At 66.0% G+C, this 18,645-nt stretch carries 11 protein-coding genes and 1 pseudogene; 5 read left to right on the forward strand and 7 right to left on the reverse strand.

Going from position 1 to position 18,645, the window contains the following annotated elements; all coding sequences use genetic code 11:
- Window positions 1-202: 202 nt before the first annotated feature.
- From THITH_RS12250 to THITH_RS12270, 5 genes and pseudogenes are all read right to left on the reverse strand, one after another.
- Window positions 203-1,042 carry a hypothetical protein gene (locus THITH_RS12250; RefSeq protein WP_156925528.1) on the reverse strand — a complete coding sequence of 280 codons (840 nt, stop codon included), beginning with the start codon at window positions 1,040-1,042 and terminating at the stop codon, window positions 203-205.
- 65 nt (window positions 1,043-1,107) lie between these two features.
- Window positions 1,108-1,857: a class I SAM-dependent methyltransferase gene (locus THITH_RS12255; RefSeq protein ID WP_232222305.1), complete on the reverse strand. Its 750-nt coding sequence runs from the start codon at window positions 1,855-1,857 to the stop codon at window positions 1,108-1,110.
- Between the two features lie 335 nt (window positions 1,858-2,192).
- The gene (locus THITH_RS12260) at window positions 2,193-3,878 is read right to left on the reverse strand and encodes an alpha/beta hydrolase (RefSeq protein WP_006748428.1); all 1,686 of its coding nucleotides are present in this window, start codon (window positions 3,876-3,878) and stop codon (window positions 2,193-2,195) included.
- A 130-nt stretch (window positions 3,879-4,008) separates the two neighbouring features.
- A pseudogene (locus tag THITH_RS12265) lies at window positions 4,009-5,046 on the reverse strand (UbiA family prenyltransferase); the annotation flags it as partial.
- 33 nt (window positions 5,047-5,079) lie between these two features.
- Complete coding sequence (locus tag THITH_RS12270) at window positions 5,080-5,874, reverse strand: hypothetical protein (protein WP_232222201.1); 795 nt, start codon at window positions 5,872-5,874, stop codon at window positions 5,080-5,082.
- A gap of 480 nt (window positions 5,875-6,354) precedes the next feature.
- Between THITH_RS12270 and THITH_RS12275 the strand changes: the two genes are divergently transcribed.
- The 5 genes from THITH_RS12275 (at window position 6,355) to THITH_RS12295 (ending at window position 13,813) form a co-directional block, all read left to right on the forward strand.
- A complete protein-coding gene (locus THITH_RS12275) occupies window positions 6,355-9,456 on the forward strand; it encodes a BTAD domain-containing putative transcriptional regulator (RefSeq protein ID WP_006748431.1) in 3,102 nt (1,033 codons plus the stop codon).
- Window positions 9,457-9,539: 83 nt separating this feature from the next.
- Entirely contained in the window at window positions 9,540-9,893 is a 354-nt protein-coding gene (locus THITH_RS12280) for a c-type cytochrome (protein ID WP_006748432.1), read from the forward strand.
- A 382-nt stretch (window positions 9,894-10,275) separates the two neighbouring features.
- Complete coding sequence (locus THITH_RS12285; RefSeq protein ID WP_025367543.1) at window positions 10,276-11,145, forward strand: AraC family transcriptional regulator; 870 nt, start codon at window positions 10,276-10,278, stop codon at window positions 11,143-11,145.
- Between the two features lie 226 nt (window positions 11,146-11,371).
- Window positions 11,372-12,991 carry a hypothetical protein gene (locus THITH_RS12290; protein ID WP_232222202.1) on the forward strand — a complete coding sequence of 540 codons (1,620 nt, stop codon included), beginning with the start codon at window positions 11,372-11,374 and terminating at the stop codon, window positions 12,989-12,991.
- 162 nt (window positions 12,992-13,153) lie between these two features.
- Window positions 13,154-13,813: a c-type cytochrome gene (locus tag THITH_RS12295; protein WP_006748435.1), complete on the forward strand. Its 660-nt coding sequence runs from the start codon at window positions 13,154-13,156 to the stop codon at window positions 13,811-13,813.
- A 192-nt stretch (window positions 13,814-14,005) separates the two neighbouring features.
- Here THITH_RS12295 and THITH_RS12300 read toward each other — a convergent pair whose 3' ends face one another.
- Together THITH_RS12300 and THITH_RS12305 are read right to left on the reverse strand one after the other, a co-directional pair.
- The gene (locus tag THITH_RS12300) at window positions 14,006-15,271 is read right to left on the reverse strand and encodes a patatin-like phospholipase family protein (protein WP_006748436.1); all 1,266 of its coding nucleotides are present in this window, start codon (window positions 15,269-15,271) and stop codon (window positions 14,006-14,008) included.
- A gap of 81 nt (window positions 15,272-15,352) precedes the next feature.
- Window positions 15,353-18,499 carry a diguanylate cyclase gene (locus THITH_RS12305; protein ID WP_006748437.1) on the reverse strand — a complete coding sequence of 1,049 codons (3,147 nt, stop codon included), beginning with the start codon at window positions 18,497-18,499 and terminating at the stop codon, window positions 15,353-15,355.
- Window positions 18,500-18,645: the final 146 nt, after the last annotated feature.

Here is an 18,645-nt window from a genome sequence, read left to right on the forward strand (position 1 = left end):
CGCTGCCCCCGTCAACCACCCGTACCCTTGCCTGCCAGCCTGCCGGCCTTGGCACCCACGATCAGTCTAGACCACTCCCCGGTGCGGCGATCATGGCTGACAGGAGCAACCGCACCGATGGCCTTCGAATCGGTCGGCGATACCTTCACGCGGCGTCGGCACGGCAACTCCGGACGGGGGATGCCCCTGCCGCCGCAGAGCTCTATACGAAAAACGATCCAATGCCCTCTGCGAGGTATTGTCGGCGCCGCTGCCTTTCCGGCGCAGAGAGATGGTCCACGCCAGTCGTCTTGTTGACGTCGAGGAGGATCGGTGTGCCTTCATGGATGACGTAGTCGAGCTTTCCGTAATCAAGACCCAGGCGATCGCGCCAGGTCGCCACGATCGGATGCGGCTCGACCTGCTCGGAGTGCAGACGGTTCGCTGCTTTCACGATCGGCACATCCGAAGCGAGCCGCCTGCAGGTGCTGCGATCGCCGAGAAACTGGTAGACGCGGAGATGGAAGCGCCCAGCCTCGACCTCCGGCAGGAACCGTTCGATCACGACCGCCGGATCTTCCCACAACTCCGGTGGCACGAGGCCAGCGCGCTGGTAGAGGCGATACGACTGCCAGCCGCCGGGAATCGAGCCGCCCAGCCACGACCGATGAAGCCGCCCGAGAACACCTCCCGCGCGCGCCCACCTCAACGCACGCGGAGTCCCGAGCCGCCGTTCGGGTTCGCCGCCGTAGTTCAGATCGGATTTCACGATCACGGGGCCATTCCATTGGTCGTGCGCGCTGACAAGCTGTTCGCTGATCCTGGATTTTCTGATGTCCTTTACCCGGTGGTTGATCGCCGCCGGGTAACGGGACGCCAGTTCCAGGTACTCGTCCGGCACTACCGAGAGATCGACGTGCACGAACAGAACGTCCGCCGGAACGTAGCGCCTGGTCCCGCGCAGCATCGTCACCCTGTGACCTGAGGCCCGCCAGCGGTCGGCCAGGTGAAACACCACACTGGACCGCAGATCCTTGCGAAGGCTCCGCGCGTGGAACAGCACCGCGATGTGCTTCTGGTCCCTCACGAATCGATCGGCATGACGGGCTGCCAAGCGCCAGCCAGCGCTCAGACCTTCTCCCAGTCGGCACGAACGAATGCAAGTTGCCAGTTCATGCGCACCCCGTGCTGCTCTTGCTCGATCCCGAGATAATCAACCAGTCCTCGCCAGATCTCGTCGTCGTCTCCCAGATCGAGCCGGAACAGGTCGCGGCAGAACCGGATAGCGGTTGCCGTGTCAGGATACGACCAGTGGAACGGGGTCACTTCGTAGTCCACGACCCGAAACCCCGCCTGCTCGATGCTTGCGATTTCCACGTTGCGGTCCAGGAACCTCGCCTCGTGCCCCTGTGAACTGTATCGGTTGACGAACCGATCGAGAAACGCGGCTGCCGGAGTCCCATCTTCCACGTCGCCGATGATCAGCCGTCCACCGGGCGCAAGTACTCGATGACACTCCCGGTAAAACACACCACGCCCGACGATCACATGATGCAGCGCCGCTAGCGTCAGCACGACGTTCACCTCTCCATTCGCGAACGGAAGTTGGTCCCAGTTTCCGTAAAGAATGGTGGGGTCACCCTCAAGGTAATCGGAAACATGCTCTACCGGCCGAAGGATGGCCCCGGGTGCAATCTCGTCGAGATGCGGACACAGGTAGGAACCACCACTCGGAAAGTCGACGACGATCTCGCCCGATCCGGGTGCCGCGAGTTCCAGCGGCCGCCGGAACTCGAACTCCCGTGCCCGGGGGCAATATTCCATCGCCCGGTGATAACTGGCGCCATCCCGCCGCTTCACATGCTCAGTCACCTGCATCACGCGCACCACACCCCTCAGAGGCCCCGGAGCCGACCACGCCGCCACGGAGCCGTTGTCTCGCGGCTGCACCGGCTGTCCCAGTACCGATTTTTCCACGAGCGTCTTGGGCTCCGGCATGCCGGCACTTGGCCGATTCTGCCGGAGTGTCGCCCAGGCCACAAAACAGCAGAGACGGTGGCGGGTAACCGACCAGCGCAGCAACGGCCAGCGCGATCAAGTTCCCTGGGCTTCTACCACCAGCGCTGCCCAGCCCCGCGCGGTACGCACCCGCGCTGTCCGATCACCCGTCCGGTGCACATTGCTGGCGCGTCCTCGGCGCGTGCCGCGTCGATTCACGGGCGCTGTGCCGCTTCTCCCCTGGCGGCAGCCGGCAGGTCGCCGATGTGGGACTTCAGGCGCTGGATCCCGGTCTCGGTCCAGTTCGGCGGCGCACTGACTTCGCGCCAGGCGTCGATGTAGTGCTCGGTGGCGTAGCGGTGGCCGTAGCCGATCGGCGCCTTGTCGGCCGCGAAGATGTCGGCAGCGAGTTGCAGCAGGGTGACGACCGGGAACCAGCGCAGGCTCGGCGAGACGTCCGGGCCACGCGGTTCCGCCATCCATTCCGGCGCCCGGAACAGCGACTCGGGTTCGAAGAACGTGATGGGATCACTCGCGTATTGCAGGTAGACGATCCGCAGCGGCCCCCAGTCGGCAGCAAAGCGCTCCGGCGGGACGTACTGGTTGCTGAATCGGACCACGGAACCATCCCGAAACCGCGGTAGCCAGGCCGGCGTCCCGGGCTTGCGGTGGTCGGTCACCCAACGCCAGGTACTGCTCCGGAACGGTGGGCCGGACCAGAGAGCACCGTGCACCGGGTCGCCGACAATGTCCCAGATATCCACCGAGCGCTGGGAGTTCAATGCACCCAGGCTCAGCCCGTGGAGATACAGGCGCGGCCGCTGGTCGGCGGGCAGGTCGGTCCAGTGCCGGTAGATGGCCTGGAACAATTCCCGGGCAGTCTCGGCCCCATACTCGGGCTGCGCCAGCAGCGTCAGCCAGCTCGGCAGGTAGGAATACTGCACGGCCACACTGGCGACATCCCCACGGTGCAGGTACTCGAGACTGTCGATGGCACCCGGATCCACCCAACCCGTTCCGGTCGGCGTGATGATCACGAGTACCGACCGTTCGAACGCGCTGGTGCGCTTCAGTTCATCGAGTGCGAGGGCGACGCGCTCGTCGATCGTCTCGGCGGCGTTCAGACCCACGTAGACACGCACCGGCACAACCACTTCAGTCCCGAAAAATCCCTCCAGGCTCTGCTGCGCGGGACCGCCAGCGACAAAGCGGCGGCCCTGGCGACCGAGCTCCTGCCAAGGCACCAGGGAGGCTTCACTGCCAGTGGTCATGGCGTGCTGCGGCGGATCCGTCTCGGGCTCGATCAACGCATCGAGTTGCTGGAAGGAGGCGTCGAAGGTGCCGAGAACCACGCGTGTCACCAATCCGTCGATCAACGCCCAAAAGAGCAGCACAGCGATCAGCACTCCCAGCACGTTCGAGATCTTCCGCGGTGCGACATGGCTGAACCTGCGCGCCAGCGTTCGTGCAACGAAGCGGAACATCCGCGCCGCCAGCAATAGCAACGCGAACAGCAGCAGCGCCGCGGCACCAAACCCGAGCAGATGGACACCCTCCACCGGTTCCATCGCCATCCGCTCCCGCACCGAGTTCTGCCAGGCCGTGGCCTGCAGCAGGAAGACCAGCGCAACGCCGAGGCTCAGCGCGGCCAGCGGCCATTGGAGGATTTCCTGGACACGCTGGCGCGGAACCGGAAGCTCCACGTAACCCCACAACCAGCGCAGGAAGGCGCCCACTCCGTACCCGGCTGCGAGCGCGATGCCCGACAGCAGCGCCTGAAGCACGAAAGGCCGAGGAACCAGGCTCGGTGTCAGCGATACTGCGAAGAACAGCACCCCCACGACCAGCCCGGTGGCCGACAGCGATCGCCATAACCGCCCGATGCTTGCCTGCACTCGCATGGCCACGATTGTGCCAAAGGGTTCTGCAGCCTGCTAAGGCGATTGACGGAAAACAGGGTACCGGATTGCGCCGGATTTTCGTTCGTCGGCAAGACACCCTCGGCCGGAGCCCTTTGACCGCGCCGGACCGTCACCCGGCTAGACGCAGCACGGGAACGAGCCCGAACCACAGCACGAAAGTCAGGGAGGCCACCATCAGACCGTCGATGCGGCCAGGCGGGCTGCCCGATTCGAGGCGCCGGTACAGCAGCCAGCCCAGCCAGAAGGCATGCGGGACCGCGATCAAGGCCACCCCCGCGTACGCGCCCGCGGCCAGACCGAAGACGTCCCAGATCACGGCGGCGGCCGCCGCGAGCCCCGTGAACGCGATGGATAGCCGCAGCGCAGCCCGGTGCCCGAGGCGGACGGCCAACGTGCATTTGCCGGCCGCGGCATCCGCCTCCAGGTCGGGGATACCCGCGAGGGTGATCGAGGGCAGGATCGCGAGCAGCAGTGGCAGGCTCAGCAGCCACGGCAGCGGCTCCTGCCAGGGGCCGCCCAGGAACACGAAACCGCCCAGCATCACGCCGAGACTGTGGGTGACCGCCACATCGAGTTCGCCGAGGCCCCGGTAACTGAGCTTCAGCGGCGGTGCGGTGTACCCGGTCGCCAGTACCGCCAGCACGACGAGCACCGCGAGCACGACCGGAACGGAACCCGGCGTCAGGGCCAGCAACCCTGCCGCCGCTGCCGCGAAGGCCGCCAGACTGAACACGATACCGGCCGCAACCTCGCGCCGGCTCAGCAAACCGTCCACCAGCACCCGCGATCCGCCCGTGAACGGACCGAAGAACCGGTTCCCGCGATCGCTCGCGAAGTCCACCTGCTCGTTGATCAGCACGGTCGCGACCTCGAGCAGGAACAGGCAGAGATAGCCGAGCCAGAAAAGCGGGTTCCCGAACACGCCGCCGGCCGGGTTGGCAGCGAGTGCCCCGGCAGTGTAGGCGAGCCAGGTCATCGGATAGAACTGCAGCCGCAGGGCCCGAAGCCAGGCACCGGTCTTTTGCCGCAGCCGCTCCCACGGCGTGACCCGGCCCTGTCGCAGCTGCAGGCCCTGGCGGCGGGCGCGCTCCAGCCAGCGCTGACGCTTCTCTGGCCCCACACGCGTCAAACCCAGTGTCCGGAACGGGGCAGCCTCAGCAACGGCAAGAGCAGGAGCCGGTCACATCGCATCCTGTTGCTCCCGTTCCCGCGCCTTCTGCGACAGATAGGTGTCGCGATCGAGTTCGCGCAACTGTTCGGCGTAGCGTTCGGTCAGTTCAAACCAACGCTCGAGTCGAGCCTGCAGACGCTCGCTCTCCGGAACCTCGCGCGTCTCCAGGAAAGTCTGCAACGCGAGATAGAACCGCATCACGTTACGCTCGATCATGCCCCGCAGGCCCCCGATCAGTTCGCCGTCCTCGTCCCGGCTGAAACCGACGCGGTCGGCACCGGCCGTTCCCAGATAGATGTCCATCGCCAACCGTGTGGCGCCGCCGATACCGAGCGAATACCGGAACTCGAGCAGCGTGTGGCTCCCGTCGATCGGCACTGCGGTCAGGTCCATCGCGAAGTCACGCGTGCCATGAGGCCCGTCGTCCCCGTGCAGTCCGATCTCGAGCCGGTGCTCGGTCGCCTCGATCACCTCGAAATCCAGATCCAGCCCCATCACATCGTCCGGGGTCTCGAACTCCTTGCGGCCAATATAGATTCGCAGCGACGCGCCCGAATCCCTTTGCTCGAAGACGCACGCCTTCACATTCAGGTGGAGAAAGATGATCTCGCACCAGTTTCCGGCCGAACCGAGCGCTTCGGACACCGCGCCGAAGGATTCATCCACGGCCGCCTGGATCTCGCCCCGAAGGCTGCTGTCGTCATCAGTGGAATCAACGGCTATGGGCGCATCCAGGGGTGAGGCGTCGATCCGTTCCAGGGTTTCTGCCACACGCTCGTGCAACGGCACGCCGCCTTCTGCCATGGCATCCTGCAATCCGTACGGTACTGCGAGAAGCATTCCGACCCAGAACCACCACGTCGCGATACGCGATTCCATATCCAGCGCCTCTGTAGGCTTGATGTCTTTCTTAGACGCGGTGCATCAGGCAGGTGATCCCGTACTCTACTGAATCATGTTGCAGATGCCGGGAAAATCCTGCCAGGGAACTGCCCCGCGGCTGGAAGCAAGACGACCGATCCCTGCGCCTGGTCGCGTTCGTCTCGGCGCATCCGGCGCGCAAGCCCACGCGTTACAGATCAGACGCGTCAGGCATCGACGACGAGCGCTGGTTTCGCGTCTGCGCACACGTTGTCACGGCGTTCGGCCATGGTCGGCTCATCCACATCCTCGCTGGTATCATGCGGAGCATTCCGTTTCGGCCGCGACACCCGTGCACAGTGCTGCTGTTCGCGTCGAATCGCCGCGAACGCGGCTTCGGTTACCCTTCGATGAACTCCATTCATGACTGACAACCCGCGCCCGGCCTGGCTTGCGCCACCCTTTTCAACCGGCCTCGCGCCGCGAGCATCGCTGCTGGCACGTTTGGACGGCGACGTTCCCCTGATCTGGCTGCACGGCCCCGCAGGTGCTGGCAAGACCGCGCTGGTGAGCGACTGGTTCCGGCGTTCCGGCCGTCAGGGAATCTGGTATGAGGCGGAACCCGGTGGCCGCGATCCCGCCGGCCTGTTCCGCATTCTCGGGACCGCATTCGACGATCCCTCGGCGTTGCCCAGCTTCTCGGCCGAACGGCAGGCGGACCTCGAGCGGTTCTCCCGAATCTTCTTCCGCGAATTCTATACCCGCCTCCCGAAGAACTGCGCCGTGGTGCTGGACAACTGCGAAACCATTCAGGAGGAAACGTCGTTCGGGGTCATTCTGAAAGCGGCCGTCCAGGAACGTCCCCTGGGTGCCCGCATTCTGGTGACCTCGCGCCTGCCGCCGCCGGGTGCGCTCGCCCGGATGCGCGTGCACGGACTGATGCACGTTATCGAGGGTGACGAACTCGCGTTACAGCGCGACGAGGCCCTTGCCATCGCGAGGCTCCACGATCCGGAAGGTGCACTGGAGGACGCCCTGATCGACGAACTCTGGCAACGGAGCCGGGGCTGGATGGCGGGCTTTCTTCTGCTGGTGCAACAGCGCGTCCGGCATCCCGAAGTCGACGCTGGCGAAGGAACGGTTCCCTTGCTGGCTGACTACCTGCATCACGAGGTGCTCGCGCCGATCGACAAAATCGGTCTCGAGCAGCTGCTGGAGGTGGCGGTGCTGCCCTGGACCACCGCGGTCATGGCGACGGCGCTTTCGGGCAGTACCGCGCCGGCCCGCGTGCTCGATGAACTCGCGCGGCGTCACATGCTGGTCAGCCGGCGCGAAGGCGACCAGGCGCTCCCGATCTACGAGGTCCACCCGCTGCTCCGCGAACATCTGCTGGCGCGGGCGGACGCCGCGTTTCCGGCCAATCGGCTCGCCGCGCTGCGCGCGAAGGGGGGGCGATTGCTCGTCGAGGCGGGCGACCGGGACACCGGCCTGCAATTGCTGATCGCCGCGCAGGATTGGGAGGAGGCGATACCGCTCCTGCTGGATCTGGCGCCGCAGTTGGCGATGACGGGCCGCTTCCCCACGCTGCGCGCCTGGCTCGAGGCGCTGCCACAGGCGTTGTTCACCGACCGGCCCTGGCTGCGTTACTGGCAAGCCGTGTGCCTGTTACCCGTCGACCCCGTGGCATCACGGGAGCTTCTGGCCGGTTGCCAGACCTCCTTCACGCAAGGAGGGGATGCGACCGGTGCCCTGTCTGCATGGGTCGCGCTAATGGAGAGTGTCTGGCTGGCCTGGGACGATTGCCACGTGTTCGATCCGTGGCTCGACACCATGCCGCTGTCGCCAGCCGACCGCGCCTGGCAGTCCCTGCCGCCCCCGTTGACCGACCGGGCCGCCACCTATGCATTGCTCGGGCTGTTGCTGCGTCGCCCGGGTGACCCCGCCGTCGAGGCGTGGTCCCGGCGGCTGCAAGACGAACTGACCACGGGTTCGCCGCCGAACCGGCTGCTGCGCCTTGCCTACCCGCTGATGATCGAGGCCCTCTGGTTCAGTGGGGATCACGCGGCCGCCCGGAGGCTCGCCGATCGTTTCCTGCCGCTGATCACCAGCGGGCATGCCGACCCCCTGCTGCACCTGATGTGGAAGGCCGCGGAGGCGGGGCTCTATTACTGGCGCGAGGACCGTTCGGGCCCTTGCGTCCAGTGCGTCGAGGAAGGTTTGGCACTGGCCCGGGAATATGGCATCCCGTCCCAGAACCTGCAGTTGAGCTCCCTCGCCGTGTACGCGGCGCTGGCCGACGGGCAGGCGGACACTGCGCGCCTCTGGCTGGATCGAATGGCGCAGTCGGTGCACATGAGCCGCGCACTCGACGTCAGCCTGCACCATTTCCTTCTCGGCTGGGAGGCCCACACCCGCGATGACAGACAGGCTGCGCTTGTGCACGTGCAGGAGGCCGAAAGGCTGGCTGTCGGGAGCGGCTGGGTGCACGCCATCGTCACGAACAGAATGGGCGTGGCCCAGGTCGCCTTCGCGGCCGGCGAGCGTCGACTGGCCGCGCGCATGCTGTCCAGCGCCAGTCGCCTGGCGAAGACAACCGGCAGCACCCTCTACCTGGCTCAGGTGCAACTGACCGCGGCGCGCCATGCCCTCGAGAGCGGTCACCGCAGAAGGGGTGTGTCGCTCCTGGCCGCGGGGATGACTGAAGCCGCCCGGCTCAATCTGCACAAACTGCTGTGCTGGACGCCGGCCGAAACGGCGCGCCTCTGTCGGGAAGCGCTGCTCGCCAACATCGAGCCAACCTATGTGCGCGACTGGATCACGGCGCGCGGGCTCGCCCTGCCGGATCCGCCGGTGGAGATCCGCGACTGGCCGTGGGGTCTGTCCATCGAGGCCCTGGGCGAGCTGCGCGTATTTCGGGGCCACGACCCTGTGGAGTCGCTCTCCGGCCGTTCCCGGGAGATCCTCGTGGCCGTCGTCGCCGCGGGCGGGGAGATCGCCCATGAAACACTGATGGATCGGCTCTGGCCCGATTCCGACGGGGACGCCGCTCGGCGATCCTTTGACACCGCGCTGCACCGCCTGCGCGGACAACTGGGCTGCCCCGACGCCCTGCGTCTCAAGAACGGCCGGTTGAGCCTGAACCGGGAGCGCTGCTGGCTGGACACCAGCGCCTTCCGCCGCCGTCTGGAACTCGCCGCGCAAGGTGATCCACGAGAGCGGGTCGAGCACTGGCTTGCCGCCCACGCGCTCTACCGGGGCCCGCTGCTCCAGGGTGAGACCACACCCGGTCTCCACTCGGCGCGCCGAAGCCTGGAACGGCGCTACGTGGAGGCTTTCCTCGAAGGCGCGGCCATGCTCGGCGCACTTGGCCGCGACAGCGAGGCCGAGCAACGTTGCGAGGAAGTGCTCGAGCGCGCACCGGATGCGGAACTGCTGTACCGGTCGCTCTTCGATCGCTACGCGGCCCAGGGGCGACACGGTGAAGCCGCCGGAATCCATGCGCGCTGCCGCGAGGGAAGGTCGTAAGACGGCTGTAAGACCTGCTCCTGAATACTTCCGGTCAGGCACGGCTTGCCGTGCCTCTGGAAAAACAAGTCAGGAGGTCCACCATGCCCACGTGCCGTTTGTACCCACTTCTTCTGGTCACCAGTCTGTCTCTGGCAGGCACGGCCGCATCTGCCAACGAAGTCCCGGTTCCACACGGAGAGCGCCTCTTTGAACATTTCGCCTGCGTCAACTGCCACGGAGCAGGCGGCAAGGCGCCCGTCCGCGAGGCGGTTCCCAGGATCGATGGCCTGGCGGCGCAAGAGATGCTCGTGAAATTCATGAACACCACCACCGGCAACGGGATGTCGGAGCCGGAGAAATGGAAGCGCGAAGCGTTCTCGTCCGAGACGTGCAATGCCCCGCCATCACAGGCCGAACTGGGGCTGATCGCCGACTGGCTCGTTTCGCAGCGCTGAACGGTTCCCCCATGAATCGGGCGGCGCCAAGGCTTCGGACTTCATCCTCGCCGTGGTGGCCGCCCCTGTACGCTGCAGCGGTCTGGTTTGAACGACGGCCGGTCGGTCCCTCGTTGCGCTGACGCGACCGATCGTGTCCGCTCCTACCACGGCCTTGCACACACGACGCACCGTTGTTCCGATGCCCTCTCGCCTGGCACATGCGGCTGCATCGATGGCGGCGGCGCACAGGTACCCGACGGCCCTGTCCCGCAATCGGTCCGCCTCCGCGTTTGGACCACTGCCTATACCCACGCGCACCACCCGGCAACGGGGCAGACCGTCCGGAAGCAGTCTATACATGACCTCCGGAGTACAGGACATGCCGCAACCGTCGCAGAATATGCTCGAGTTTTTCACCCGGGGACCCGAGGCACCGTCCCTGGAGGAGTCCCGTGCCCGGACGGATTTTCCGGCGTCCATGCTCGAGAACGCGCACCCTCCGGGCGAACTGGTCACCCCACCCATCCGCGAGTTGATGCTCAGCCAATCCGTCGGGCGCCCCTTCCGTCACAGCAGCGAGATCGGTGGCGGGCCGTTTTCCGGATGCGCGCAGCCTCCGGGCTTCGTGGTCATCCCGCCGCGCGTTCCGGGTCGTTGCCACATGTACAACCCCGCGCGCCTGCGGTTCCTGGGCATCCCGGCCGATCTGGCCCGCGATTGCCTCGAGCGCGACTCCGACGACCCCCTGGACTTCGGGCGGCTGCACGCAATGGTCCACCAGGATCCGTTGATCACCCAGGCTCTGGACGCTCTGTGGCAGGAAATGGGGCGCCATGATCCGGCCGCACAATTGTTCGTCGACAGCATGATCTCGGCTCTGGTCGTGCGTCTGGCCCGGTTGGCCGAGCAGGTCCGCGATGTGGACACGCGGCGCGGCGGCCTTGCGCCGCAACAGTCCGCGCGGGTCATCAACTACATGCGATGCCATCTCGACCGGCGCATCACCCTGCGGGAGCTGGCCGGGCTCGCCGGACTGTCGCCCTGGCACTTCGCCCGGTCGTTTCGCCACAGCCACGGAATGCCCCCGCACCAATACCTTACGCGGTTTCGCATTCAGCGCGCGCAGGAACTGCTCGCCCATACCCCTCTGTCGGTGACGGCGGTCGCCACCGCCACCGGCTACTCGGTTCCGCAGCTGGCGCGACAGTTCCGCCAGGCGGTCGGCACCACGCCCAGCGAATACCGGAACCAGCTCCAGCGCAGTGCCTGACGCGCCCGGATCCGCACCCTCGGGCCGAGATCCGCAATGAACCGCAAGATCCGCGGCTCGGCCGCAACATTCTGCAAACGCCCGTGCGATCCAATTTCTAGACTCGAGTCAGGTGATGCCGATCCGGACCCCGCTCCCGGGAGGCTGTACGTCCCCGGCGACCCGGTATCCGCATCATTGGCGCACCCGGCGCGATGTGTACACCAACATGGAACGGAGGCTGATCATGACCAGAATCCCACTGGTGCTGCTGACCGCGATGCTCGCAACCGGGGTCGCGGCCCAGCACGATCACACGCACACCGACGCAGCGGTCGGAGCCAAGCAGCAGCTCGGCACGGTCGCGTTCGGCGCGGATTGCGTGGACGAGGCCGCAGCGGCGTTTGACCATGCCCTCGGGCTGATGCACCACATGATGTACGTGCAGGCCCGCGGCGAGTTCGCCACGATTGCCGAGGCCCACCCCGACTGCGCGATGGCGCACTGGGGTGTGGCGACCACGTTGTTCCAGCCGCTGTGGGCCACCACGCCGAGCGATGCCGAAGTGGCCCGTGGCCGCGACGCGATCGAGCAGGCGCGCGCCACCGTCAACGCTGAGCGCGAACAGGCGCTGATCGAGGCCACCGCGGCGTTCTTCGAGCCGGAAACCGACCGGCAATGGGATCGTCTCTCCGGCTGGACCGAGGGCATGGCGACCGCGTACCGGGCCTACCCGGACGATCACGACATCGCCGCGCTCTACGCGCTGTCACTGCTGACCGAGGCCACGCGGGCCGATGACCGTGATGCGCTGCACGACGAGGCCGAGGCGATCCTCAAGCGCGTGTGGGAGGAGGAGTCGACCCACCCCGGCGCCATCCACTACGCGATTCATGCCACCGACGCCGACGGGCGTGCCGAGAACGCGCTCGCGATGGTCGAGTCCTACGGCAAGATCGCGCCCGACGTGCCGCACGCACTGCACATGCCGTCGCACATCTACGTGCGTCTCGGCGACTGGCCGCAGGTGATCGACTGGAACGAGCGCTCGGCCGAAGTCGCGCGGGAACACGACGTCAACGGTGCGATCTCGTTCCACTACATCCACGCCGTCGACTACCTCGTCTACGGTCATCTGCAGCGCGGCGAAGACTCGGCCGCCGACGAGATTCACCGGATTGCCTTGGACGAGGGTCGTCACCAGGGCTCCTTCCCCGGGGCGTTTCACCTGGCCGCGATTCCGGCACGGCTGGCGGTCGAGCAGCGCGACTGGGACGCTGCGGCCGCGATCGAGCCACGCGTGCCCGACTACATCGCCTGGGAGAACTTCCATTGGGCCGAGGGCCTGAGCTGGTATGGCCGTGGCCTGGGCGCGGTCCACACCGGTGACCTGGACGCCGCCCGCGAGGCCGAGCAGCGGCTGGCGGATCTGGCCGAAGGGGCGGAGTCGGCCCCTGACGACCGCTTCCCGGTCTACATCGAGGCCGACCGGAACATCCTGGCCGGCTTCATCGCACACGCTGAAGGCGACCACGAGCGTGCCGTCGAACGGATGCGCACGGCCGGCGAGCTCGAGTCCTCGGTGGAGAAGCACCCGGTGAGCCCGGGCGCACTGTTGCCACCCTACGAGGCGCTCGGCGAGCTGCTGCTCGCACTGGACCGCCCGGACGAGGCCCTGACCGCGTTCGAGCAGTCCGACGGCATGTGGCCGGGGCGTTACAACACGCTCTTCGGTGCCGTTCGTGCCGCCGAGGCGGCGGGTGATCCGGATGCAGCGGCACGCTGGGCGGCGCGGCTGCTGGAGATTGCGCCGAACGCCGAGCGTGACACCATCGACCGCGCCCGGGTGCTGGCACGACACGACTGAGCCGGTATCCGCGCTCGAGGGTATCCAACGCCACACGCCGCCGCCCCCACGGTCGGCGGCGTGTTCACCGCGGCTGGATCGTCGCGCTTCCGGTCGTTCCCGCCGTCGATTCCCTGGGGCACGCGCGGAAGTGGATCGCCCAGGCACGAAAGGAGATCGGCAATGAGTTTGGTCAAACACGTTGTGGTTACCCTGCTGACCCTGCTCGCCGTTGCCTTGCTGGCTTACTGGACCCTCGCGTCTTCGGGGCGCATGGACGTGGCGGCCGACGGCGCTCACTGGCCGATCACCGATCGGGTGATCGAAAGCATTCGCGAGAACTCGGTGGCGCGCCAGGCGCGTGACATCACACCGCAACTGCCCGATCTGGACCACGAAATGACCCTGTTCGAGGCTGTGGCTGGATTCGAGGACATGTGCGCCGCCTGCCACACGCCGCCCGGGGGTTCACCGACGGCGTTATCCCGGGGCCTGAACCCCTCAGCGCCCGATCTGGCCGAATCGGCTCGGGCGCGTAGCGCCGAAGAGCTCTTCTGGGTCACCAAATACGGCATTCGCATGACCGGCATGCCGGCCTGGGGTCCAACCCACAGCGATGGCGAGCTTTGGCTGCAGGTCGCGCTGATCACCCGCTTCCCCGACTTTGCCGACGACGAGTACGGCAACCTGTTGGCCGCGGCCCGCGAGGCTGGGGTGGAACATGTCCACGGCCATGGACACGAGCATCACCATGAACCTGCGGACGCACATGACCATCAACACCATGGTCACGACCACGATGGTCACGAAGGCGGCGACCGGAATCGCGACACCTCGTTGTAGCCATGTGGCGAATCCCCCGGCCGCGCGCATCAACCTTGCGCGCGGCACGGGTCTCCGGGGCGGACGGAGACAGGTGGTTGCGGGCTGTGGAAAACCGCTCGGGCAAGGGGCGCAGCAAGGCCCTGCATGGGCGGTTGCGCCGGCAGCCCCCCTGCAGCGAGGGGCACGCGGCAGCCCGGTGCGGGTGGAGGCTCACGGTGCCTCGAACTGCATCGGGTCCAGGTGAATCGCGCTCCCGGGGATCTCGGGGGCGAGCGCCTGCGATCGCCACGATGACGGATCGCGGCCGAGCCGGAACCCCTCCGCGGCCAGCCGATGCATGAGTTCCTGGTCGAACAACCGGTGTTGGCTCTCGGGCAGTTCGAGGTCGTGCGGAACCGCAAGGTACCGGAAGTCGACGTCGGTGTTCAGATCCTGCGCCAGCAGTTCGGCACCGAACTGCATGTGGCGGAGCGTGACACGCATGGAGTAGCTGGTCAGCACCGCAACGCTTCGCCGAACGACCGGCACCCATGCCGCCTGAGTCAATTCCGGTTTGGCATCCAGGTAGCCGTTCACGATCACCCAGAAGCGCAGTCTCGGCATCGGCGCATCCGGATTCCGCGCGGCGAACTCCCGAAACACCTGAACGATCTCCTTTCGATCCAGCCCCACGAAGGCGGCCTGCGCCGCGGCCCCATCGGCGTACAGCGCACCGTCGATCGCCACCGGAGGGAAAACCCCCGGAATCGACGCGGACGACAGCAGCATCCGGTGCAGCGTGTCGGCATCATCCGTTGCCAGCGCTCGGACCGCTTGCGGGCCCAGATCCCAGATCCGGAAACGCCCCAGATCCAGGTCAGTGGAACCCAGCAGCAGCTTGCGATGCTGCTCATGCGCCTCGGCAATACCGCGAACGGTGTGCGTGTCGACTTCGATCTCGATTCGTTCGGCCAATGGCCGGTTATCGAAGAACGAAGGCTGCCAGGGCAGGAAGAAGAAGATTCCGCGCAGGAGTGCCAGTCGGTCGCTGGCCTCGTGGTAGAGCTGGTTGATGCGCCGAATCGAATCGTCGGTGCCAAGCAGGGCGAACGGCGCAATCAGTGCGCCGGTGCTTACACCCGTCACCAGATCGAACTCCGGCCTGCGGGCCGAAGCGTCGGTCACCTGCGACCAGCCCTGCAGCACCCCGACGCCGAACGCGCCATACTGCCCGCCACTGGAAAGCATCAGAATCTCGTAGGTGAACGGCTGATCCGCCTGCCCGGCCGCCTGTTGCTGGGCATGACGCGTTTCCAGGCGTTGCAGCAAGCGGGTCGCAATCCGCTCACGTTGGGTCAGCGCCTGGTCCTCGTGCGTGGCAACGCGTTGCTCGAAGCCCTCGATGCTGATCGTTCGCGCAGGGCTGGCACAGCCTGCGAGATGGAACGCCGCCGCGCAGATGGTGCCCCACACCAGAAACGAATGGGCGAAACGCATCGTCGATGGTCCTCCTGATCTGGGCCGTCCCCACCGGGCGTGCCAAACCGCACCCCAGCACCGGATACGACCGGCATCGTATCAGTCTTGAGACTCGACCCGATTGCGCCCCTTATCCTTGGCCGAATAGAGTCCGGCATCGGCCCGGGCCAGCGGCTGGTCGGAACTCGTATCCTGTTCGGCAAGCACCGTGACACCAATGCTGACCGTGTACCGAATCTCGGTACCCGCATGCACGCAAGGCGTTGAGGCCACGCGCTCACGCAGGCGTTCGGCATAGGTCCGGCCACCCTCCAGATCGCTTCCTGGCAACAACACGGCAAATTCTTCACCTCCCAGGCGGCCGGCGAGGTCGGTCTTGCGCAGACTCTGCCACAGCAACTCGGCAAGGTGACGCAAGACTGCATCGCCCACCACATGACCGTGGCTGTCGTTCACCTGCTTGAAGTGGTCGATATCGATCATCGTCAGCGCCACGACCTTATGGTGACGATGGAAACGGGCCAGCTCCTGCTCGAGCCGTTCCAGGAAATAGCGCCGATTGGGCAGACCCGTCAGGGTGTCGGTCGTCGCCAGACGGTGCAATGCAAACTCGCGTTCCTTGCGCTCGGTGATGTCGCGATAAAGCCACAGGTGCCCCAGGAAACCCTGTTCACTGACGATAGGCACATAATCGCGTTCGAGGGCACGACCATCGGCCATGCTGAGTTCCTCGCCGATGACCGACTCACGTCGTTGCAGCAGTTCGTCGATACGGCGCACAAAGCGCTCTGGGTGCGCAAAAAGACCCTTGACCTGCTCCGCACTACCGCTGCAATCGGCTCCCACCAGGGCATCGGGCGGTGCCGGGATCGAAAAAAGCTCACAGAAGGTCTGATTGGCCAGCAGGATGTGGCGCGTCTCGTCCTCCAGCAGTATGCCCCCATGAAAGCTCCCGATCACGGTGGCCAGACGGGTGCTGGCCTTTTGCAGTGCCTGCTCCATGGCGCGGCGTGTCGTCATGTCCTGGAACAGCACGACCGCACCCGAGCGCTCACCGGCCTCCTCGACCGGTGCCACGGTGAGCGCGATCGGGAACCGGCTGCCGTCCTTGCGGAAAAACCATTCGTCATCGCAACGACGAGGTTCCCCGTCCTCCAGCGTCAACGTCACCGGACACTCCGACTCTGGATAGGGACGGCCATCCGGGCGGGTATGATGAAACACCGCATGTTGCCCTTTGCCCAGAATCTCTGCCTCCGTGTAGCCAAGCATTTCCAAGGCTGCGGGATTGATGAAAGTGGTATGTCCCTGCAGATCGACCCCATAAATCCCTTCACCGGCCGCCATCAGCAACAACTCGTTGCGACGTGCCATCCGGTGCAAGGCCTCCTCGACCTCTTTACGCGCCGAGATGTCGGTATGGGTTCCGACCACGCGCAACGGCTTGCCCTGCTTCCACGCCACCACCTTGCCGCGCCCCTGAACCCATAACCACCCGTCGTCGGCACAGCGGTAGCGAAACTCGATCACAAACGTCTCACCTTCAGCCAGTTGCCGCTCGACCTCGCGATAGGACTGCGCCACGTCGTCCGGATGGATCAGGTTCCGCCACGTCTCGAGGTCGACCTTGAACGCGGCAGGCGGATACCCCAGCATTTCGTAGCAGCGCCTGTCCCACCAGACTTCGCCACTGGGGACGTGCCACTCCCACAAGCCGTCCTTGACCGCCGCGAGGGTGCTGCGATAACGCTCCTCGCTGGCGCGCAGGGCCAGTTCGGCCGGCTTGGCGTCGGTAATATCCTGGACCGTGCCGATTGCCGAGATCGGCTGCCCCACCTTCGCAAAGCTGAACTCGGCCATTTCCCGCACCCAGCGCATTGCGCCATTCGCCTGGATCCGGTATTCGACGTCGTAGGGCGCACCACGCAGGGCGGCCTGCCAGGCAGAGTCGACATGCTCGCGATCCTCAGCGTGAACACGGGCGAGCAGAAGGTCGCGATCAGCGGGGACATCGGGATCCACCCCGAAGATCTGGCGGGTTTCGGGCGACCAGTAGTGTTCCCCGGCAGGCATCTCGAGGCGCCAGCTTCCCATGTGCGCCATCGACTCGGCCCGCTGCAACACGTCCGCGCGCTCTCGCAACGCCAATGTGGCCCTGGCGACACCGCGGTTCAGGCCGCGCCGGGTATTCCATAGCGACCACAGCAGACCCGCCTGCCCCAGCGAGTAGGCCATCAACAACAGCAAGGCCTGTTGCCAGCGCTGGCCCCGCCAAGCCGCCAGCTCGTGGGTCTTGTCCTGCCAGATCAGTACCGAGCCCACAGGCTCGCGCTCCAGCTCCCCCTGCCCCCGGTAATCGCGCAAAGGGAAACCGGCCAGATGCCATGTCCCACCGTCGCGTTCGATCAGACGCGAACCCGCCAGAGTCGACGGGCCTATCATGGCCGCCGTCGCCCAGTCCTTGGTGCGTTCGTCGGAGGTGGCCGCCAGATACCAGCGGCAGTCGTCACCGATGCACGATCCGGCATGGGCACGAAAATCGTTCAACACGGCCCGTTCCAGGTGCTGTCGAGTCAGGAGCACGGCAAAACCGGCTCCAGTCTGCTGACCGAGTTGGGCAATCGTGGAGTCGAAGGAGGCGCCAAGCTCCAGCGCGCCTGCGAAGTGGCGCTTGCCATCGGGATCAACGTGCCACACCGGCACTGCGGCACGCACTCCGGAACCGGTCCGCCCGGTTTCGAATCCGGCGCGCGGCTGTTGATCAGCATTCACATCCCTGACGAGTTGGCGCTGGGGCAAGAGGTCGTCGCCATAGTGCCCAGGCGCATGCATCCGCAAGAACGAAACCGGACCGGTTTCCAGATAAAACTGGAACTGCCGGACTCCGGATCGTCCTTGCATGTCGTCCCAGGTGGACGCCAGCAGGTCGTGCAAGGCCGTGCGCAATCGATCGCTGTCCTCGCCGCCCGGTCCGCCGCCTTCGGCCGCCACAGAGTGATTCGCCTGTGATACGAGTCGCTGCACGCCGGGGTCTGCAGCCGTCATGGTCGCAAGCCCCAGCATCTTTTGCTCCAGATTCGCCAGGGCCACTTCGAAGGTGGTGTGCAGCGAAACGGCTTCCTGGGCCAGCGTTCTTTCGAACGTCTTCCGTTCCTGGTGCCAACTGAATACGCCGATCAGCACGAACGACAACGCGAGCAAGGCGCTGCCAAGGAGTGCAGTCACTGCGAAGGAAAAATGACGCATGCAAACGGCCTCGTGACCGGTCCGAATGTGCCATGCACCGACCCGTTCGGACTGGCGCCTGCAGAATCGTTCACCCGCGAGGCAGGCTGCTGCGCGGGCCGGGAGCTGTGGCAACGCACGTCACGCACGAACCGGTGCCCTATCGA

Source organism: Thioalkalivibrio paradoxus ARh 1 (assembly GCF_000227685.2).
In the GTDB taxonomy this organism is placed as follows: Bacteria; Pseudomonadota; Gammaproteobacteria; order Ectothiorhodospirales; family Ectothiorhodospiraceae; genus Thioalkalivibrio; species Thioalkalivibrio paradoxus.